Below are 17,963 nucleotides of genomic sequence, written 5' to 3'. Positions count from 1 at the left end.
CTTCAATATCGCGGTGCAGGGTGGAACAAGCAAAACCCCGCCACGGAAAAGTGGCGGGGCAATTTAACTTTCCACGCCAAGACGCGCGTTAGCCAGCGTCTTCGGCGGCCTCTTCAATGCTGTCACCCAGGTTCTCCACGTCGCGGCCGAAGCCTTCGGTGGTTTCACAGGCGACCAGGGCCATCAGGGCGGTGAGAGCTGCAAAGATACGCATTTTCTGTCTCCTTTGTTGCTGCGCCATCTGACGCGCTTGGGAAAGAAACGCGGCCACCGGGAGATGGTTCCACGAAATCATGCGAACGATGCAAGCGACCTGTGAGAAACCTGTCTCAGACTTCCCGGCTAACTGAAATGTCGCACCCGTCGACGTTGCGTCACGATTCCCCTGCGAAACCAGCTTTGGTAAAATAGCGGCATGAGTTTGAAGACGCTTTTGTTGTCCCCTGTTTTGCTGCCGCAGGCCCTGTGGGTTTCGGCGCGTGCCACGCGGCTGCCCGAACCTGAAGGGCCGCGCCGGGGCAAGCTGGGCAAGGGGCCAAGCCTGCGGCTGTTGATCGTCGGTGACAGTTCGGCGGCGGGGGTCGGGGCAACCCACCAAAGCGAGGCCTTGGCCGGACCGCTGGAACGGGAGCTGGCGCAGCACTATTCGATCGAGTGGCAACTGAGTGCCAGATCGGGCGCGACGACCGCCAGTACGTTAGAAAGCTTGCAGTCCCTGTCACGCCAGGATTGCGATGCCGTGTTCATCTCGCTTGGGGTGAATGACGTCAAGAATGCCGTGTCAATGAGCGCATGGCAGCGCAATTACACAGATATCCTGAACCTGCTCAAAGCTGAATTCGGAGCCCCTCGGATGTTCCTGTCGGGCCTGCCCCCGATCCGCCACTTCCCTTTGCTGCCGTGGCCCCTGAACGATGTCCTAGGGGATCGTGCGGCTTTGTTCGATGCGATGTTGCGTGAAATCGCGACCGAGCGCAGTGGTGTCACCTTCATTCCGTTGGAAGTCCCGCTTGATCCTGCTGGCATGGCCGATGACGGGTTTCATCCTGGTCCGGCGATCTATGCAGACTGGGCCCACGGCGTGGCCAAGGTCATGATAGAAACTCTGAGCGCGCAGTAGGCATGCCCAAAAAGAAACCGGGGCGCTGGGCCCCGGTGTCTGGTTTACTCTTGTGCCTCGTAAGTGCCTTCGCGCTCGGGCTGAGGCTCTCTTGGCGGGCGGCCAATCACGTCCTTGAGGTCCTGCAGATCGATGAAGTTATCGGCCTGTCGGCGCAGCTCGTCCGAGATCATCGGGGGTTGGCTGCGAATGGTCGAGACAACCGAAACACGCACGCCCTGACGTTGCAGGCTTTCCACCAGCGGGCGGAAATCGCCATCGCCGGAAAACAGCACGATGTGATCGACATGCGGGGCCAGTTCCATCGCGTCCACCGCCAGTTCGATGTCCATGTTACCTTTGACCTTCCGGCGGCCCTGACTGTCGGTATACTCCTTGGCCGGTTTCGTCACCATCGAGAAGCCGTTGTAATTCAACCAATCCACCAGCGGGCGAATCGGTGAATACTCGTCATTCTCAAGCAGCGCCGTGTAATAGAAAGCTCTGAGCAATTTGCCTCGGCGCATGAACTCGGATCTCAGCAGCTTATAGTCTATGTCGAATCCGAGAGACTTTGCAGCGGCATACAAATTGGAGCCATCGATGAACAGCGCAAGCCGTTCGTCTTTGTAAAACATCATTAGTCCTTCCAAAATCTCCAGGAATGTCCGACGTTAAAATTGCATGAGTGAAGTGCAATCGGACACTCCTAGTAGATCAAATTATGTATTCCGTCACAATTCGCAACCGTTTTCAGTTAGTGCAAAAGGATAGGTGACCCCTGTGACAGTTCAAGAATTCCTGATTGCCTTGGGCGGAAACATGCCATCATCGGCGGGTGACCCGGCGTTAACCTTAAGGGCTGCGCTGGATAAGATGGCCGAGGTCGGGATCCACGTGAAAGCCACCAGTCGCCTTTATGCAACCCCTTGTTTTCCTGCGGGTGCCGGTCCGGATTATGTCAATGCAGCCGCCCTGCTAGGCTTTGACGGCACGCCGCAAACGCTGCTTGGCCGGTTGAATGAGATCGAGGCGGCGTTTGATCGACAGCGAATCGCGCGTTGGGGCCAGAGGACGCTTGATCTGGATCTGATTGCGGCTGGACCTACTGTGTTGCCGGATCTGGCCACTCATTCCCATTGGCGCAGCTTGCCGCCTGCCGAACAGATCGCCACGACGCCGGATCAGTTGATCTTGCCGCATCCTCGCGTGCAGGACCGTGCCTTCGTGTTGGTCCCGCTGGCCGAAATCGCGCCGGATTGGAGCCATCCGATCCTGGGCCAGAGCGTGTCACAAATGCTATCCAACCTGCCAGCCGACGAGGTTGCCGCAGTGACACCCTTGTGATGGCTCAAAAGGCCAATAATTGCTTGTCATTCCTGATCTCAGCGATTAGGTAACAGGCTTCTGACACCAACCTGACCGGAGTTCCCATGGCCCGCGTGACCACCGAAGATTGCGTAGACAAGGTTCCAAACCGTTTTGACCTTGTGATGCTGGCTGCCCACCGGGCGCGCGAAATTTCGGCCGGATCGCCGATCACCGTGGATCGCGACAACGATAAGAACCCCGTTGTTGCCCTGCGCGAGATCGCCGATGAAACCCAGTCAGCAGACGACCTGCGCGAGCGTCTGATCGAAAGCAACCAGACCCAGATCGAAGTGGACGAGCCGGAAGAAGATTCCATGGCCCTGCTGATGGGTGGCGGTGCCGAAGCCGACAAGCCTGCGGATGACGACATGTCCGAAGAGAAGCTGCTGCGCGCGCTGATGGAAGCACAGGGTCAGGGCTAAGCCCGGCCCAACCCCGCCAAAGGGACGCGGAGCCAGATGATCGCCGTAGAAGACCTGATCGGCCTGATCCGCAGCTACAACCCCAAAACTGACGAATCCCTGATGCGCGCGGCCTATGACTATGGCCGCGAGATGCATGAAGGTCAGTTTCGCCATTCCGGCGAGGCGTATTTCAGCCATCCTGTGGCCGTCGCCGCCATTCTGGCCGAACAGCGGCTGGATGACAGCACCATCATCACCGCCCTTCTGCACGACACGATCGAGGACACCCGCGCCTCTTACGCCACCGTGGCCGACAAGTTCGGCAGCGAGATTGCTGATCTTGTCGATGGTGTGACCAAGCTGACCAATCTGCAGCTTTCCAGCACCGAAACCCAGCAGGCAGAAAACTTTCGCAAACTGTTCATGGCCATGTCCAAGGACATGCGGGTGATTCTGGTCAAACTGGCCGACCGGCTGCACAACATGCGCACGATCAAGGCGATGCGTCCCGAAAAGCAGATCAAGAAAGCGCGCGAGACGATGGACATCTTCGCACCCCTTGCAGGCCGCATGGGGATGCAATGGATGCGTGAAGAGCTGGAGGATCTGGCATTCCGCGTGCTCAACCCCGATGCCCGCGCCAGCATCATCCGCCGCTTTATCACGCTGCAAAAGGCCTCGGACGATGTGATTGGCCGGATCACCTCGGATATGGAGCATGAGATTGGCAAGGCCGGTATCCGTGCCGAGGTGTTGGGACGCGCCAAGAAACCCTATTCGATCTGGCGCAAGATGCAGGAGAAGGACATCGGTTTTTCCCGCCTGTCGGATATCTACGGATTTCGGATCATCACCGACACGGATGCGGATTGCTATGCGGTGCTGGGGGCGATCCATCAACGCTGGCGTGCCGTGCCGGGCCGGTTCAAGGATTACATCAGCCAGCCGAAATCGAACGGCTACCGGTCGATCCACACCACGGTGTCGGGCCGTGATGGCAAGCGGGTCGAGGTGCAGATTCGCACGCGGCCCATGCATGACGTGGCCGAAAGCGGCGTGGCGGCGCATTGGTCCTATCGTGATGGTGTGCGCTCTGAAAACCCGTTTGCCGTTGATCCAGCCAAATGGATTGCTGGCCTGACCGAGCAGTTCGACGCCGAAGAGGATCACGCCGAGTTTCTCGAAGCGGTCAAACTTGAGATGTACGCCGACAAAGTGTTCTGCTTTACGCCCAAGGGAGACGTGGTGAAACTGCCACGTGGGGCGACGCCGATTGATTTTGCCTATGCGATTCACACCCGTATCGGTCATGCCTGCGTGGGGGCCAAGATTGATAATATGCGTGTCCCGCTCTGGACACGGATCAAGAACGGTCAATCGGTGGATGTGATCACCGCAGATGGTCAGACGCCACAGTCGACCTGGCTGGATATCGCGGTGACGGGCAAGGCGCGCTCGGCCATTCGCCGTGCTTTGCGGGAACAGGATCGGGACAGGTTTATCAAACTGGGCCGCGAACTGGCGCGTGCCGCTTTTGATCATGTGGGCAAGAAAGCCACCGACAAGGCGCTTGAAACAGCCGCCAAGCACTTGCGCCTGCCCGATGCCGATGAATTGCTGGCCCGACTGGGCAGTGCAGAACTGACCGCACGTCAGGTGCTGCATTCCGTCTATCCTGATCTCACTCCGGACGAGGGCGATGCCATTGCCAGCGACATGGCCGTGATCGGTCTGGCAGCCGATCAAAGCTTTGACCGGGCGCGCTGCTGTCAGCCCTTGCCGGGGGAACGCATTGTCGGGATCACCTTTCGCGGGCGCGGCGTGGTGGTGCATGCCATCGACTGTGATACGCTTTCGCAGGTCGAGGACCAGCCGGATCGCTGGCTGGACCTGCACTGGCACGACGGCACACACCCGGCGGTTTACGACGTCACGCTTGAGGTGACCATCGGCAATGACGCGGGTGTGCTGGGGCGCATTTGCACCTTGATCGGCGAGCAGAAGGCCAATATCTCGGATTTGACATTTGTGGACCGCAAACCAGATTTCTACCGCCTGCTTGTCGATGTCGAGCTGCGCGACGCTGAGCATTTGCACAGTGTGATTTCGACACTGGAAGCAGAAAGCGATGTGGCCGCAATCGAACGTTACCGGGATCCCGAGCGGACCGGCAACGCCCAGAAGACCGAAGCCTAGGAGCGCGCGGGTGGTATTCAAACGCCGAGACAGACGGCCCTGGTACAAGGCCACGGCAGACTTTCTGTGGCCTAAGGGCGGTTGGGCGCGCGGGTTCCATTACGTCAAGCACCGGCTGCACCGCCTGCCTGATCCGCCCGACCGGATTGCGCGCGGCATTTTCGCGGGCATCTTCGTCAGCTTCTCGCCGCTGTTCGGGCTGCATTTCGTATTCGCGGCGCTGATTGCCAAACTGATGCGCGCCAATATCGTCGCCTCGCTTCTGTCGACCTTCTTTGGTAATCCGCTGACCTTCCTGCCGATCGGGGCGCTGTCGCTGAACACCGGCTATGCCCTGTTGGGGATGAACGGGCTGAGCGAGGACGAGGTGCACCGTTCACTGGGCGGGAAGTTCGTCGATGCGGGGGATGATCTGTGGCATAATTTCAAGGCGATTTTCACCCATGAGCAAACCGACTGGAGCCATCTCGCGGTGTTCTTCCACGAGGTGTTCCTGCCCTATCTTGTGGGCGGCATTATCCCCGGTATTGTTTTCGGGATCGCGGGGTATTACCTGTCGTTGCCGCTGATCAAGGCCTATCAGAACCGCCGTAAGGGCGCGCTGAAAGCCAAGCTTGCCGCGCTCAAGGACAAGGCGGCCGTCAAGGCCAAAGCCAAACCCAAGAGCGGCGCGGAATAATCCTTGCCGTTTTAGGTGCGCAATGCACATTCTGGCCCGAACCAACCATCGCGGAGATTCCCAATGGACGACACCAACGCACGCCACAACGAAAAGATGCGCAAAATCAAGGCTGCGCGCGACAAGATGATGGCCACCAAGACCGAAGAGAAGGGTCTGATCATGGTGCATACCGGGCCGGGCAAGGGTAAATCCTCGTCCGGGTTTGGCATGATCATGCGCTGCATCGCCCACGGTATGCCCTGCGCCGTCGTGCAGTTCATCAAGGGGAACTGGGACACGGGCGAAAAGACCTTCCTGCGTGAACGATGCGCCGATGAATGTCGGTTTTTCGTTTCCGGTGAGGGGTTTACCTGGGAAACGCAGGATCGCGAACGCGATATTGCGGCGGCTGAAAATGGCTGGCGGATTGCCAAGGAGCAGATTCTGGATCCCGACATCCAGTTCGTTCTGTTGGACGAGATCAACATCGCGCTGCGCTATGATTATCTGGATATCGACGAGGTGGTCGATTTCCTGCTGACCCAGAAACCGCAGATGACCCATGTGTGCCTGACCGGCCGCAATGCCAAGCCCGAACTGATCGAGGCGGCTGATCTTGTCACCGAGATGTCGTTGCTGAAACACCCGTTCAAGGATGGTGTCGTGGCGCAGAAAGGTGTCGAGTTCTAAGGTCGTCCGCGCGCCCGTTATCGGCGTCGTTCGGGCGTTTCGCGGTTGATTGCCACGATAGCCCGGCGATAGCATCCGATGATGACAGATCGCATTGCCCGGATAGACCCCTACTGCATTCCCGCTGACGCGCGTGCCCACCCGTGGTGGTCGCACAAGCCTTATGTTCTGGTGCGCGTGCAGACCGAAGAGGGTCTGATCGGCTGGGGCGAATGCCATATCCTCAATCACCGCGAACCGGCGCTGATTGCCATGGCGCGCGCGCTCGGCGATTGGCTGATCGGGCGGCCTGCGGGCGATATCCGGGGGATTTTGAATGACGCACTCGGCGCGTTTGGTTTGCAGATCCCGGGGGCGGAACTCTACAGCGCTTTTGCCGGGATCGAGATCGCCTTGTGGGATATCTCGGGCAAACGTCTGAATGCCCCGGTCTATCAATTGCTGGGCGGGGCCTGCCACGACACGGTTCCGGTCTACGCCAATATCTACTCGCCCCACCCTCAAACACCTGATGCGTTTGCCGAGATGGCCCTTCGTCAGGTTGCTGACGGCTACCGCGCGATCAAGCTTTACCCTTTCAAGCGTGACAGCTCCATTGCCGATGGGGTGGCCGTGATGTCGGCGGTGCGCAACGCGGTCGGGCCTGACATCGGCCTGGCCGTCGATTTCTGGCGCCATGCCAGCCCGGCCCGGGCGATTGAACTGGCCCGCGCGTTGGAGCCTTTTGACCTGTCATGGATCGAAGACCCTTTCGCGCCCACCGATGCGGCCAGCTATCGTTACCTGCGCGATACGATCAAGCAACCCCTTCTGACTGGCGAAACCCTTGCCACTCGCCGGGACTTTGCGGATCTCTTCGCCGAACGCGCCGTGGATATCGTGAATCCGGATATCTGCCTGTCCGGGCTGCTTGAGCTTCAGGCGATTGCAGCGATGGCCGAACCGGCAATGGTGACGGTTTCCCCCCATAACGCCAACAGCATGGCGCTGGGGACGGCGGCGGTTGTGCATGCGGCGTTGGGGATGTCAAACCTTGGCCTGACCGAACATTTCCCACTGTTTGATACGGCACTGGATGATCTCTGCTCCGGTCGGATGCAGGTCATAAATGGCGAGATCCATCGACCTATCGCACCCGGTATTGGCATCACTTTTGACGAGACGGCCATGGCTCCGTTTCGTGTCTGATCCGGCACCCGGGATGGACGGCTCGTAAAACGGGTTCGCCTTGTCTGCGAAATCCACTACCCTCTCCCCTGAGTCGGCTTACGCAAAAGGAGACGCGTCATGTCTGGTACCCTGCGCCTTGGAGTGAATATCGATCACGTTGCCACGGTTCGCAACGCACGTGGTGGGGACTATCCCGATCCCCTGCGCGCGGCCAAGATCGCCGAAGAGGCCGGGGCCGATGGCATCACCGCCCATCTGCGCGAAGATCGCCGCCATATCTCGGATGCGGATATTGATGCGTTGATGGAAGCGCTGACCGTGCCGCTGAACTTCGAGATGGCCGCCACGCCCGAAATGCAGAAAATCGCCCTGCGTCACAAACCCCATGCGGTCTGCATCGTGCCCGAAAAGCGCGAGGAAAAGACCACCGAAGGCGGTCTTGAAGTGGCGCGCGAGGAAAACCGGCTGGCCCATTTCATCGCGCCCCTGCGCGAGGCGGGCAGCCGCGTATCGATCTTCATTGCTGCCGACAAACGCCAGATCGAGGCCGCCCATCGCATCGGGGCCGAGGTGATCGAACTGCATACCGGCGCCTATTGCGATGCCCATGCCGAAGGGCGCGAGACGGATCGTGACCGCGAATATGCCGCTCTGCGCGAGATGTCCCAGTTCGCCCATTCGCTGGGACTGGAGGTTCATGCCGGGCACGGGCTGACCTATGACAGCGTGCAGCCCATCGCGGCCTTCCCCGAGGTGATGGAGCTGAATATCGGCCATTTCCTGATTGGTGAGGCGATCTTCATGGGGCTCGACCCGGCGATCCGCCACATGCGCGCCCTGATGGATGATGCCCGCAGCACCGATTACCGTTCGGCCATATGAATTACATCCGTTACGGCATTGTGTTTCTGGCGGTGGCGCTGGGCGCGGCCATCCTGATCAACCTGCTGAACACCCGGGTCGACAATGCGCTGGGGTCCGGCGCTCAACTGATGGTGCCGGCGATGATTGCCGCCCTGATCGAAGGTCAGCAGTTTGCCCGCAAGGCCAAGGTGAAACCCAACTCGACCCAGGCCTGGGGTTTTACCTGGACCGCCACCCTGATCGCCACGGCGCTGAATGTGGCACTTGCCTTTCTTGCAGGCGGGATCGCGCCCGAGTTTGGCAAACTGGCCATCGCAGAAGCCCTTTCGCAGCAATTTCTGGTCCTGCTGGGGCTCTATGCGGGGGGGTATCTGGTCTTCAACCGTATCTTCGTGGGCATTGGCGCGGGCAATCAACTCAGCCTGATGCGCAGCCGGGGAGAGATCGAATGAAAGCTGTCTTTGCCGCGCTGATGCTGGCCTCACCGGTCGCCGCGCAACAGGCCGTCCCCTGTGACTGGGCCGCCCGCGCTGATGGCATTGTTGAGCCATGGGAGGATCACACCGCCACTTTCGCCAATGGAGAGGTGCGGCTGGCCCTGCTGGACACAATTGAACCTGCGGCAGGGGCCTTTCGCATCCTGATCCTGTCGCCCCCCTATGACGAGCTCGGCGGACGTCAATGCGCCACCTTGGGCCTAAGCGGCCAAACGGGGTTTTCAGGCGCTGATTTCAGCAGTCTTGTTGCCCATTATGATGCGCAGGTGGGGCTGGTTTTCCAGATGAATGTGACCCGGTTTGACGGTGTCGAGTTCGCCCCGGAAATTCTGGTGTTCACGCTGAACCAGGCCACGGGCGATATCGCCGCACAACTGCAGTGACCAGCATCAGGAGGAGCGCCCTATGATCAGTATTCCCACCTTGTTGGCCGTTGGCGCTGCATTCTGGATTGTTGCAGCGTCTCCGGGGCCGGCCAATCTGTCCAACGCGGCGATTGCGATGCGTTATGGGCGCAGGGCCAGCGTGATTTATGGGTTGGGCCTGAGCGTGGCATTGGTGTTCTGGGGTATTCTTGCGGCGACGGGCATGGGCGCTGTGCTGCAGGCCTCGGCAGGGGCGCTGATGGTGCTCAAACTCCTTGGCGGGCTGTATCTGCTCTATCTGGCATGGTCGTCGGCCCGATCGGCGGCCGCGCCGGGTGCTGCCGAGGTGGCGCAGGTCGGGGCAGGGCGCTGGTTCTGGCGCGGGGTCATCTTGAACCTGTCCAACCCGAAATCGGTGATCGCATGGATGGCGGCCCTGTCGATGGGGCTTGATCCGTCCGGCTCGACCCTGTCGGTTGTTCTGACCACGCTCGTTTGTGTCGTCGTGGCTTTTTTCAACAACCTGACCTATTCGCTGCTGTTTTCACTGGGCGGCGTGATGGCGGCCTACCGGCGCTTTCGTAGCTGGATAGACGGGGTCAGCGCGGCGCTGTTCTCGCTGGCCGGATTTGCCCTGATCCGATCGGCCTTTACGCGATGATCCTTGGCATCGGCACCGATCTGGCAAATATCGAGCGTATCGCGGGCACGCTTGAGCGGTTTGGTGACCGGTTTCGCAACCGTGTCTTCACCGAGATCGAGCAGGCCAAGGCCGAACGCCGCGCCGATACACCTGGCACCTATGCCAAACGCTGGGCCGCGAAAGAGGCCTGTTCCAAAGCGCTTGGAACGGGCTTGCGCATGGGCATTTCCTGGAAAGATATGGCCGTCAGCAACCTGCATACCGGACAGCCGGTGATGGAAGTGACGGGCTGGGCGGCTGAACGTCTGGCCGAGATGACGCCCGAGGGTCACGAGGCCATCATCCATGTCACCCTGACCGACGATCACCCCTGGGCGCAGGCCTTTGTGCTGATCGAGGCGCGCCCGATCGGCACACCCACGCCGCCCAACGCTTGACACCCCCTGCGCACCACCGCATGTAGCGCAGGCATTAATACCCCGGAGAATACGAATGGCCTCGGAAGAGAAAAAAGGCAGCACCATTTGGGAGACGATCAAAACCGTCTTCTGGGCGCTGGTGATCGCTGGAATCTTCCGCACGGTATTTTTTCAGCCGTTCTGGATTCCGTCCGGATCGATGAAAGATACGCTGCTGGTGGGCGATTTTCTGTTCGTGAACAAGCTGGCCTATGGCTATTCTTATGCTTCCTGCCCGACAATCCGCATCCCGGCGGTGGGTATTGATATCGACGCCAAGGATATCTGTGGCTGGCTGGATGGCGATAACACGCGGATCATGGGCGGCGAGCCCGAGAGGGGCGACATTATTGTCTTTCGCCACCCTGTGAGCGGCACGGATTTCATCAAGCGTCTGGTGGGTCTGCCGGGCGACAAGGTGCAGATGAAAGATGGCGTTTTGCACCTGAATGGCGAGGCCGTGAAACTGGAAGACGCAGGCACCTTCACCGAAGAATTCGCCCAGCAAGGTCCGATGGGCGTGCGCCCGCGCTGTGCCAATGGCGTGGTCGGTCAGGGGGCGAGCTGTGACAAGATCCGCCTGCGCGAAACCTTCCCGGATGGTCATAGCCATTACATCCTCGATATCACCCGGCAACGCTCGGATCGCACCAACGTGTTCACCGTGCCCGAGGGGCATTACTTCTTCATGGGCGACAACCGTGACAACTCCATGGACAGTCGCGCGGCCCAAGTGGTAGGCGGTGTTGGTTTCGTGCCCTATGAGAACCTGATCGGCCGGGCCAATCGTGTCATTTTCTCATCCGCGGGCCGCTCGATGCTGTTCTTCTGGACCTGGCGGGGTGACCGCTTTTTCAAGGGGTTAGAGTGAGCGGGTCGCGCACCGCCCTGACTCCTCCGGCGCTGACCAGGCATGGGTTTGACTGGTCAGGCAAAACCGCCCGTCTGCCGTTTCTGCTGATCACAATCGTTCTTATCACGCTGGTATCGCTGATTCCGGTCACGCGCAATTTCAGCGGTTCAAACACGGCGGTTTTCGTAGCACTTGCCATGGTGCTGCCCATCTGGCTGGGCCATACACGCCGCCGGTTGCGGGATGTCGGCTGGTCCGGCTGGCTGATCTGGGTGGCGATCTTACCCGTGATCGGCTTGCTGCTGATCATCACGCTGGCGTTCAAACCGGGCCTCGCGATCGACAGGGCCGAAGACACCGGGTATTCGCGAGTTGGTTTTGCCGTGGCGCTTGGATTTGGCGTGCTGATGTTGTCTCGTGTGTTCTGGGCACCTTATTCCATCCCGGCGTCGTCGATGAAACCCAACCTTCTGATCGGGGATTTCATCGTGGCCGTCCGGGTTGAGAAACCGGCCCGGGGAGACGTCCTGATCTTTCGGCGCGACGGAGATGAGGCGGAGTACATCAAGCGCCTGATTGGCTTGCCGGGGGATACGATCCGGATGATCGACGGCATCGTGCATCTGAATGGCGAGCCTCTGCCGCAAACCGAGACAGGGGTTTACACCGAACCGGCGGGTCCACAAGGGGCGTTGGGGTCCGCACCCCGCTGCACAAATGCGGATGAGGGCGAGAGTTCTGTTTGCGAGAAAACCCGGTTGAGCGAGACGCTGCCAAGCGGGGTGCGTTATGATATCCTGGATATCGGCGACCAGCCACTGGACAACACCGGGGTCTACACCGTGCCCGAGGGCCATTACTTTTTCCTTGGTGACAATCGCGATAACGCCTCGGATTCGCGTATTCCCGTGGCTTCGGGCGGGGTGTCATTTGTCCCGCGTGACAACATCACCGGCCGCGCGGCCCAGGTGGTCTTTTCGTCGGCGGGCACGCGGTTGCTGCAAGTCTGGAACTGGCGGCCCGGGCGGTATTGGGTGGGGTTGCGATGAAACTGTCGGCTGAGCTTTCAGGATTTCAGGCTCGTTTGGGGCATGTCTTTACCCAACCCCGGCTTCTGGTGCGTGCGGTCACCCACGCTTCGATGTCCTCGCCCACGCGCGCTGACAATCAGCGGTTGGAGTTTCTGGGGGACCGTGTGCTGGGGCTGGTGATGGCCGAGGCGCTGCTGGAGCTGGACCCGGATGCCACCGAGGGTCAACTGGCCCCGCGCTTCAACGCGCTGGTGCGCAAGGAGACCTGCGCCGAGGTCGCGCGTGAAATTGATCTGGGGGCCGTGTTGAAGTTAGGCCGCTCGGAAATGATGTCGGGCGGGCGGCGCAAACAGGCGTTGCTGGGTGACGCGATGGAGGCGGTGATTGCCGCCGTCTACCGCGATGCGGGGTTTGAAGTGGCGCGGGACATGATCCTGCGGCTCTGGGGCACGCGGGTGTCCTCGGTCAAGGATGACGCGCGTGATGCCAAGACATCGCTTCAGGAGTGGGCGCAGGCGCGGGGGCTGCAACCGCCGTCTTACGTGGAAACTGCCCGATCCGGACCTGATCACGCGCCGCAATTCACCATTGAGGCGCGGCTGGACAATGGCGCGTCGGTGACGGCCACGGCAGGATCGAAACGTCTGGCGGAACAGGCCGCGGCCCGGGCCCTGCTGGAACAGCTGGACGCGACCTGACGGAGTGGCTGCGCCACGCTTGATAGATTAAGTTGGGGGCCAGCCCCCAAACCCCCGGGATATTTGTGGCCAGAAGAAGCATCTGGCGGCTTGAGCGCAGATAGGGTAGGCCAGCGTTTCATGGAAAACAGGAATACGGTATGACGCAGCGCGCTGGTTTCGTGGCTTTGATTGGTGAGCCCAATGTGGGCAAGTCCACTCTGCTCAATCGCATTGTCGGCGCGAAAGTGTCGATCGTGACCCATAAGGTGCAGACCACCCGCGCGCGTATTCGCGGCGTTGCCATTGAGGGCGATGCGCAGCTGGTGTTTGTTGATACGCCGGGTCTGTTCAAACCCCGTCGCCGGTTGGATCGGGCCATGGTGGCGGCGGCCTGGGGCGGGGCGGCGGATGCCGATGTGATCGTGTTGCTGATCGAGGCCCATCGCGGCATCACCGAAGGGGCCGAGAAGATACTGGAGAATCTGCCAGATGTGGGTAAAGGGCGCCGCGTGGCGCTGGCGATCAACAAGATTGACCGGGTGAAGTCCGAGGCGTTGCTGGGTCTGGCCAAAGAGTTGAATGATCGCTTCGAGTTTGCCGAGACCTTCATGATTTCCGCTGAAAAGGGCCATGGGGTTGATGCGCTGCGCAGTTGGTTGGCCGAGCAACTGCCCGAAGGCCCTTGGCTCTACCCCGAAGATCAGATTGCTGATCTGCCCTTAAGGATGATTGCCTCCGAGATGACGCGCGAAAAGCTGATGCTGCGTCTGCATCAGGAACTGCCCTATCAGCTAACCGTCGAAACCGAGAACTGGGAAGAGCGCAAGGATGGCTCGGCCCGGATTGATCAGGTGATCTATGTCACCCGCGATGGCCACAAGGGTATCGTGCTGGGCAAGAAGGGCGAGACCGTCAAAGCGGTCAGCAAGGCCTCACGCGAAGAGTTGGAAGAGTTCCTGGCTCGCCGTATCCACCTTTTTTTACAGGTCAAAGTGCGCCCTGGCTGGCAGGATGAGGCCGAGCGGTACTCGGAAATGGGTCTTGATTTCAAGGATGGGAATGGGTGAGTCGTCTGACCTCAGAATTCTGGGTGCAGGCCTATCTGACCCGGTTGCGACTGGCGGGTATTCCCGCTTTTGTGACATCCCACGGGGATGACACGGCGGGTGCTGTTCTGATCAAGCTGAACACGTTGGATGGACAGGCGCAGGCCTTTCAGCGGTCCTTCGATCTCATGAGCGGTGCGCGGGAATGGGTGGCGCTTGCCGATGGCCCCGAGGCCGAAGTGGACGAGGCCATCGCCCGCCAGCGCGGTTTTGATCCTGACCTCTGGGTGATCGAGGTTGAGGATCGCGCCGGGCGTCACCTGCTGGATCAGCCCGGCCTGGATAGCTGATCACTCAACCGTAATCGTCTGACGGGCCAGAACCGCCTGATTGCTCAGGTCGAGATAGCGCAACTCATACACGCCCGGGGCATCGGGCAGGGTGATTTGCACGGGTCCCGCATCCTTGACCTTCACGGCCGTGACCCAGGTGAAAATCGCCTGATCTGCCTTGGCCAGCGTGATGCGTTGATCGGCGCTGTCGGCATCCACCGCAAAGCCGACCTCGATCACCGATCCTGCAACACCGGTTTCAGGTGCGCTCAGGCTGGCCCCGGTGTTGAGCGCGGCATCGGCCCCAAGCACTTCGATGGTCTTGCGTGCGATCACCCGGTTGTTGGCCTTCAACATGTAACGCAATTCGTACATGCCTTCTGTTTCAGGTACGTTCAGCTTGGTTGAGCCTTTGTCGCGCACCTGCTTGTAGGTGGCGAAGCTTTCATCATCGCTGCCCATCGGGGCAAGGTTGATGTAGTCGAGCGCGTTCACCGCATCGGACCAGCCAACGCTCAGCTCATCCCCGATGCGCACCTGCTCAGGCGCGGTCAGGGTCACGCTGGGTTCGGTCGCCTCGATCATCTGGCTGGCCAGTGTCTTGGCCCCTTCGCGCAGGATATAGCGGATCTCGTAAAGGCCGGTATCGCCCGGCATCACCAGATCATGTTCGGTCTTGTCGCGCACCATCTGGTAGGTACCATACGTGCCTTCATCGGCGCCGGCGGGCACGATCGCGATATAGTCATTCTCAGCCACGGCCCCGGTCCAGCTGAGCCGTACAACCGCCCCGGCCAGCGCGGTTTCGGGGCCACTGACTGTGACCTCTGGCTCGGCCACCTCGATCATCTGCGTGGCTAGTGTCTTGCCGCCCTCCCTCAGGATGTAACGCAACTCGTACATGCCGGGGTCGGCCTGGGCCTTGAGGGTGATCTCGCTTTTGTCACGCACCAGCTGGTAATTGCCATAGGTGCCTTCCTCGGATCCCACGGGGACGATGGCGATGTAATCGTTCTCTGCCACTGTTCCGGTCCAGCTGGCGGTAAAGTCTTCGCCGGTGACCACCCGTTCGGGGCCACTGACCGTGACTTCGGGTTCGGTCACTTCGATCATCTGGGTGGCCAGGGTCTTGCCGCCTTCGCGAAGAATGTAGCGGAGTTCATACATGCCGGTTTCTGCCTGGGCTTTGAGCGTTGTCTCGCTGAAGTCGCGCACCAACTGGTAATTGCCATAGGTGCCCTCATCCGCCCCCATCGGAACGATGGCGATATAGTCGTCGTTTGCCACGGTTCCTGTCCAAGTGACTTTAAAGTCCGCGCCGGTGATCACGCTGTCCGGTCCACTCACGGTGACCTCGGGTTCGGTGACTTCAATCGTGGCCCGGCCCAGTGTCGCACCATCGGCGCGCTGGATATAGCGCAGCTCATACAGCCCGACATCAGCAGGTGCGCGCAGCTGCACGGTGGAGTAGTCACGCACCAGTTGATAATTTCCGTAGGTGCCTTCATCCGCGCCCATGGGGACGATGGCTATGTAATCATCCTTGGCAATGGTCGGGTCCCAGCTGACGTCAAACATCGATCCTTTGATCGCCGTTTCCGGGCCGCTTACCGCCACTTCGGGTTTCGCGGGTTCCGGCTCGGGCTCGGGTTCCACCACAGGTTCGGGTTCGGGTGTTTCGGCGACGGCCACGGAGACGGCACTCAGCGCGTTACCCAGTTCCTCGGCGTTGGCGGCAGACAGGAACTCGCCCCCGGTCTTCTCGGCAATGCAGGACAGCGACGCGGTATCCGCGTCCCCGCCAAGACCAAAGCCGACCACATGCGCGGTAAAGCCCACGCCGCCTTTCTCAAGCGCCTCTGCCAGCGCGCATGGATCACGCTCACAGCTTTCCAAACCATCGGAAATCAGGATGACGGTGGCGGGGGTATCTTCATAAGACATCGCACGCGCGGCCTGCTCCACCGCATCGGTCAAAGGGGTTTTGCCGGTCGGGGTGATGCCATTGATCTGGGACAGGATGTCTCCGCGCGTGCCCGCCGCAGGGGCGATCAAGGTTTCGATATCGGTGCAGTCACCGCGCTGGCGATGGCCATACGCCATCAGCCCCACACTGCGCTCGTCCGTCCATCCGCCTAACAGGTTTTCCATCACGCCGCGGGCAATCTCGATCTTGGCGACCCCGTCGATCTGTCCCCACATCGAATTGGAGCCATCAAAAACGATCATCACGTTTTCATCCGATTGCGCCTGTGCGTGCGCGCCAAGGGCCAACCCGCCAACCGTCACCAATGCTGCAATACCTGACCTGAACCAATCCATTCCAAACTTCCCCTGTCTTCCAATGGCGTTTTTTAATATGGCTATGAAACACAAGCCTTGCGGGCTTGTCACCTATGTCTTTCCATACCTTTTGGAGTATCCGGGCTTGTCCTGCGGGCCACTCTGGTGTGCAATCACAGCCCAACCAGACGAGGAAAAGAGCACCCCGCAAATGGAATGGCGCGATCAGGGCATATTGCTGTCGTCCCGCACGCATGGCGAAACCTCGGCGATCATCGAGGTGTTCACGCCCGAACGCGGGCGTCATGCCGGTGTGGTGCGCGGGGGGGCCTCGCGCAAGCTGGCCCCGGTGTTGCAGCCGGGCGCGCAGCTTGATCTGGCCTGGCGCGCGCGGCTTGAAGACCATCTTGGGACATTTGCGCCCGAACTGATCCGCTCGCGCGCTGCCGCCTCGTTGGGGGATCGTCTGTCACTGGCGGGATTGAACGCGGTTACGGCCCTGTTGTTATTCGCCTTGCCCGAGCGCGAGGCGCATCCGCGGCTTTACCAGAAAACCGAGGCATTGCTTGATCTTCTGGGCCAGCCTGACCTGTGGCCCCTTGCTTACCTGCAATGGGAACTCGCGCTTCTTGATGACATGGGCTTTGGGCTTGATCTCAGTACATGCGCGGTGCTGGGGGCCGGGGCCAATGACCTCAGCTTTGTGTCTCCCCGGACCGGTCGGGCTGTGTCCACCCGGGGGGCGGGGGAATGGGCCGACCGCCTATTGCCTCTGCCCGCCTGCTTGTTGGGGCATGGGCCTGCGCCAGACGCCGAAATCGCCGAGGGGTTTCGCGTGACGGGGCACTTCCTGCAGACCCAACTGGCCCCCGAGCTGGGCAACAAGCCATTGCCGGCCGCGCGTCAACGATTTGTGGATCGCTTTACTTCTGCGCTTTGAAAACCATGTCGCGGCCCGCGTCATTGCTGAGGATCAGCGTGTCGCCCGCCACTTCGGACAGGGTCATTTCGGCCAATGCGGTGAAAAACACCTGTTCAGCCGCCAGATCGGGGCAGGCCATCTTGGTGGCCATGATTGGGCCTGCCTCAAACCATGGATAAGGCACCGATTGCGTCGCGCTAAAGCGGTTGCAGGGGCCCTGGCCGGTGATCTTGCCTTCTTCGGGAAATTCAATTGTGGCCTGCGCGTCAAACGCCTGCCCATCAATCTCTTGCAGGATCCAGATATGCCCGGCTCCGCCATGGCCGGATATGGTTTCATCCGCCTCGCAGGCACTAACTGTTAGAACCGCACAAAGGGAAAGGACAAGCGCACGCATC

Annotated in this window: 22 protein-coding genes; 18 read left to right on the top strand and 4 right to left on the bottom strand. The window is 60.3% G+C overall.

What is annotated here, in order from left to right; translation table 11 throughout:
- Positions 1 to 88: 88 nt before the first annotated feature.
- Complete coding sequence (locus V6N02_RS10350; protein ID WP_371225504.1) at positions 89 to 214, bottom strand: entericidin A/B family lipoprotein; 126 nt, start codon at positions 212 to 214, stop codon at positions 89 to 91.
- A 201-nt stretch (positions 215 to 415) separates the two neighbouring features.
- Here V6N02_RS10350 and V6N02_RS10345 point away from each other — a divergent pair, with 201 nt between their 5' ends.
- Positions 416 to 1,120 carry an SGNH/GDSL hydrolase family protein gene (locus V6N02_RS10345; protein WP_371225503.1) on the top strand — a complete coding sequence of 235 codons (705 nt, stop codon included), beginning with the start codon at positions 416 to 418 and terminating at the stop codon, positions 1,118 to 1,120.
- A gap of 44 nt (positions 1,121 to 1,164) precedes the next feature.
- On the opposite strand, the gene V6N02_RS10340 is transcribed toward V6N02_RS10345, so the two are convergent.
- Positions 1,165 to 1,737 (bottom strand): LabA-like NYN domain-containing protein, encoded by a 573-nt coding sequence (locus tag V6N02_RS10340; RefSeq protein WP_371225840.1) that lies wholly within the window; start codon positions 1,735 to 1,737, stop codon positions 1,165 to 1,167.
- 145 nt (positions 1,738 to 1,882) lie between these two features.
- On the opposite strand from V6N02_RS10340, the gene folK reads away from it, so the two are divergent.
- The 16 genes from folK to V6N02_RS10260 all read left to right on the top strand — a co-directional run bounded on the left by folK (position 1,883) and on the right by V6N02_RS10260 (position 14,378).
- A complete protein-coding gene (gene folK, locus V6N02_RS10335) occupies positions 1,883 to 2,446 on the top strand; it encodes a 2-amino-4-hydroxy-6-hydroxymethyldihydropteridine diphosphokinase (protein ID WP_371225502.1) in 564 nt (187 codons plus the stop codon).
- Positions 2,447 to 2,532: 86 nt separating this feature from the next.
- A complete protein-coding gene (rpoZ, locus tag V6N02_RS10330) occupies positions 2,533 to 2,892 on the top strand; it encodes a DNA-directed RNA polymerase subunit omega (RefSeq protein WP_371225501.1) in 360 nt (119 codons plus the stop codon).
- A 36-nt stretch (positions 2,893 to 2,928) separates the two neighbouring features.
- Positions 2,929 to 5,070 carry a RelA/SpoT family protein gene (locus V6N02_RS10325; protein ID WP_371225500.1) on the top strand — a complete coding sequence of 714 codons (2,142 nt, stop codon included), beginning with the start codon at positions 2,929 to 2,931 and terminating at the stop codon, positions 5,068 to 5,070.
- Positions 5,071 to 5,080: 10 nt separating this feature from the next.
- On the top strand, positions 5,081 to 5,749 hold the full coding sequence (locus tag V6N02_RS10320) for a DUF2062 domain-containing protein (RefSeq protein WP_371225499.1): 669 nt from the start codon (positions 5,081 to 5,083) through the stop codon (positions 5,747 to 5,749).
- Between the two features lie 63 nt (positions 5,750 to 5,812).
- On the top strand, positions 5,813 to 6,421 hold the full coding sequence (cobO, locus tag V6N02_RS10315) for a cob(I)yrinic acid a,c-diamide adenosyltransferase (protein ID WP_371225498.1): 609 nt from the start codon (positions 5,813 to 5,815) through the stop codon (positions 6,419 to 6,421).
- A 78-nt stretch (positions 6,422 to 6,499) separates the two neighbouring features.
- Complete coding sequence (locus tag V6N02_RS10310; RefSeq protein WP_371225497.1) at positions 6,500 to 7,609, top strand: mandelate racemase/muconate lactonizing enzyme family protein; 1,110 nt, start codon at positions 6,500 to 6,502, stop codon at positions 7,607 to 7,609.
- 99 nt (positions 7,610 to 7,708) lie between these two features.
- A complete protein-coding gene (locus V6N02_RS10305) occupies positions 7,709 to 8,473 on the top strand; it encodes a pyridoxine 5'-phosphate synthase (protein WP_371225496.1) in 765 nt (254 codons plus the stop codon).
- Positions 8,470 to 8,907, top strand: coding sequence for an ABZJ_00895 family protein (locus V6N02_RS10300; protein WP_371225495.1), 438 nt, complete (start codon positions 8,470 to 8,472; stop codon positions 8,905 to 8,907). Before V6N02_RS10305 ends, V6N02_RS10300 begins: the two co-directional genes overlap by 4 nt.
- Positions 8,904 to 9,335 carry a hypothetical protein gene (locus tag V6N02_RS10295; protein ID WP_371225494.1) on the top strand — a complete coding sequence of 144 codons (432 nt, stop codon included), beginning with the start codon at positions 8,904 to 8,906 and terminating at the stop codon, positions 9,333 to 9,335. Before V6N02_RS10300 ends, V6N02_RS10295 begins: the two co-directional genes overlap by 4 nt.
- A gap of 22 nt (positions 9,336 to 9,357) precedes the next feature.
- Positions 9,358 to 9,978 carry a LysE family translocator gene (locus V6N02_RS10290; protein ID WP_371225493.1) on the top strand — a complete coding sequence of 207 codons (621 nt, stop codon included), beginning with the start codon at positions 9,358 to 9,360 and terminating at the stop codon, positions 9,976 to 9,978.
- A complete protein-coding gene (gene acpS / locus V6N02_RS10285; RefSeq protein WP_371225492.1) occupies positions 9,975 to 10,397 on the top strand; it encodes a holo-ACP synthase in 423 nt (140 codons plus the stop codon). The genes V6N02_RS10290 and acpS overlap by 4 nt, the downstream gene beginning before the upstream one ends.
- Before the next feature lie 55 nt (positions 10,398 to 10,452).
- Positions 10,453 to 11,289: a signal peptidase I gene (gene lepB, locus V6N02_RS10280; protein WP_371225491.1), complete on the top strand. Its 837-nt coding sequence runs from the start codon at positions 10,453 to 10,455 to the stop codon at positions 11,287 to 11,289.
- Positions 11,286 to 12,320: a signal peptidase I gene (lepB, locus tag V6N02_RS10275; protein WP_371225490.1), complete on the top strand. Its 1,035-nt coding sequence runs from the start codon at positions 11,286 to 11,288 to the stop codon at positions 12,318 to 12,320. Before lepB (V6N02_RS10280) ends, lepB (V6N02_RS10275) begins: the two co-directional genes overlap by 4 nt.
- Positions 12,317 to 13,000: a ribonuclease III gene (gene rnc / locus V6N02_RS10270; RefSeq protein ID WP_371225489.1), complete on the top strand. Its 684-nt coding sequence runs from the start codon at positions 12,317 to 12,319 to the stop codon at positions 12,998 to 13,000. The genes lepB (V6N02_RS10275) and rnc overlap by 4 nt, the downstream gene beginning before the upstream one ends.
- Before the next feature lie 140 nt (positions 13,001 to 13,140).
- Complete coding sequence (gene era, locus V6N02_RS10265; protein ID WP_371225488.1) at positions 13,141 to 14,049, top strand: GTPase Era; 909 nt, start codon at positions 13,141 to 13,143, stop codon at positions 14,047 to 14,049.
- Positions 14,046 to 14,378 carry a DUF1491 family protein gene (locus tag V6N02_RS10260; protein WP_371225487.1) on the top strand — a complete coding sequence of 111 codons (333 nt, stop codon included), beginning with the start codon at positions 14,046 to 14,048 and terminating at the stop codon, positions 14,376 to 14,378. Before era ends, V6N02_RS10260 begins: the two co-directional genes overlap by 4 nt.
- On the opposite strand, the gene V6N02_RS10255 is transcribed toward V6N02_RS10260, so the two are convergent.
- A complete protein-coding gene (locus tag V6N02_RS10255) occupies positions 14,379 to 16,682 on the bottom strand; it encodes a vWA domain-containing protein (protein WP_371225486.1) in 2,304 nt (767 codons plus the stop codon).
- A 172-nt stretch (positions 16,683 to 16,854) separates the two neighbouring features.
- Here V6N02_RS10255 and recO point away from each other — a divergent pair, with 172 nt between their 5' ends.
- Positions 16,855 to 17,583: a DNA repair protein RecO gene (gene recO / locus V6N02_RS10250; RefSeq protein WP_371225839.1), complete on the top strand. Its 729-nt coding sequence runs from the start codon at positions 16,855 to 16,857 to the stop codon at positions 17,581 to 17,583.
- Here the strand turns inward: recO and V6N02_RS10245 are convergent.
- On the bottom strand, positions 17,567 to 17,962 hold the full coding sequence (locus V6N02_RS10245) for an META domain-containing protein (RefSeq protein ID WP_371225485.1): 396 nt from the start codon (positions 17,960 to 17,962) through the stop codon (positions 17,567 to 17,569). The genes recO and V6N02_RS10245 overlap by 17 nt on opposite strands.
- Position 17,963 lies beyond the last annotated feature (1 nt).

Origin of the sequence: Roseovarius conchicola (assembly GCF_041403425.1) — a bacterium.
GTDB classification, from domain to species: domain Bacteria; phylum Pseudomonadota; class Alphaproteobacteria; order Rhodobacterales; family Rhodobacteraceae; genus Roseovarius; species Roseovarius conchicola.
This window is presented reverse-complemented; position numbering and strand designations above follow the sequence as displayed.

What these genes read in the sequence shown, in the direction of transcription:
- V6N02_RS10255 (WP_371225486.1), bottom strand. Translation starts at nt 16,682, where the DNA reads ATGGATTGGTTCAGGTCAGGTATTGCAGCATTGGTGACGGTTGGCGGG.
- V6N02_RS10325 (WP_371225500.1), top strand. Translation starts at nt 2,929, where the DNA reads ATGATCGCCGTAGAAGACCTGATCGGCCTGATCCGCAGCTACAACCCC.
- V6N02_RS10295 (WP_371225494.1), top strand. Translation starts at nt 8,904, where the DNA reads ATGAAAGCTGTCTTTGCCGCGCTGATGCTGGCCTCACCGGTCGCCGCG.
- V6N02_RS10305 (WP_371225496.1), top strand. Translation starts at nt 7,709, where the DNA reads ATGTCTGGTACCCTGCGCCTTGGAGTGAATATCGATCACGTTGCCACG.
- V6N02_RS10245 (WP_371225485.1), bottom strand. Translation starts at nt 17,962, where the DNA reads ATGCGTGCGCTTGTCCTTTCCCTTTGTGCGGTTCTAACAGTTAGTGCC.
- V6N02_RS10300 (WP_371225495.1), top strand. Translation starts at nt 8,470, where the DNA reads ATGAATTACATCCGTTACGGCATTGTGTTTCTGGCGGTGGCGCTGGGC.
- V6N02_RS10310 (WP_371225497.1), top strand. Translation starts at nt 6,500, where the DNA reads ATGATGACAGATCGCATTGCCCGGATAGACCCCTACTGCATTCCCGCT.
- lepB (WP_371225491.1), top strand. Translation starts at nt 10,453, where the DNA reads ATGGCCTCGGAAGAGAAAAAAGGCAGCACCATTTGGGAGACGATCAAA.
- V6N02_RS10290 (WP_371225493.1), top strand. Translation starts at nt 9,358, where the DNA reads ATGATCAGTATTCCCACCTTGTTGGCCGTTGGCGCTGCATTCTGGATT.
- era (WP_371225488.1), top strand. Translation starts at nt 13,141, where the DNA reads ATGACGCAGCGCGCTGGTTTCGTGGCTTTGATTGGTGAGCCCAATGTG.
- V6N02_RS10340 (WP_371225840.1), bottom strand. Translation starts at nt 1,737, where the DNA reads ATGTTTTACAAAGACGAACGGCTTGCGCTGTTCATCGATGGCTCCAAT.
- rpoZ (WP_371225501.1), top strand. Translation starts at nt 2,533, where the DNA reads ATGGCCCGCGTGACCACCGAAGATTGCGTAGACAAGGTTCCAAACCGT.
- acpS (WP_371225492.1), top strand. Translation starts at nt 9,975, where the DNA reads ATGATCCTTGGCATCGGCACCGATCTGGCAAATATCGAGCGTATCGCG.
- recO (WP_371225839.1), top strand. Translation starts at nt 16,855, where the DNA reads ATGGAATGGCGCGATCAGGGCATATTGCTGTCGTCCCGCACGCATGGC.
- cobO (WP_371225498.1), top strand. Translation starts at nt 5,813, where the DNA reads ATGGACGACACCAACGCACGCCACAACGAAAAGATGCGCAAAATCAAG.
- rnc (WP_371225489.1), top strand. Translation starts at nt 12,317, where the DNA reads ATGAAACTGTCGGCTGAGCTTTCAGGATTTCAGGCTCGTTTGGGGCAT.
- V6N02_RS10345 (WP_371225503.1), top strand. Translation starts at nt 416, where the DNA reads ATGAGTTTGAAGACGCTTTTGTTGTCCCCTGTTTTGCTGCCGCAGGCC.
- V6N02_RS10350 (WP_371225504.1), bottom strand. Translation starts at nt 214, where the DNA reads ATGCGTATCTTTGCAGCTCTCACCGCCCTGATGGCCCTGGTCGCCTGT.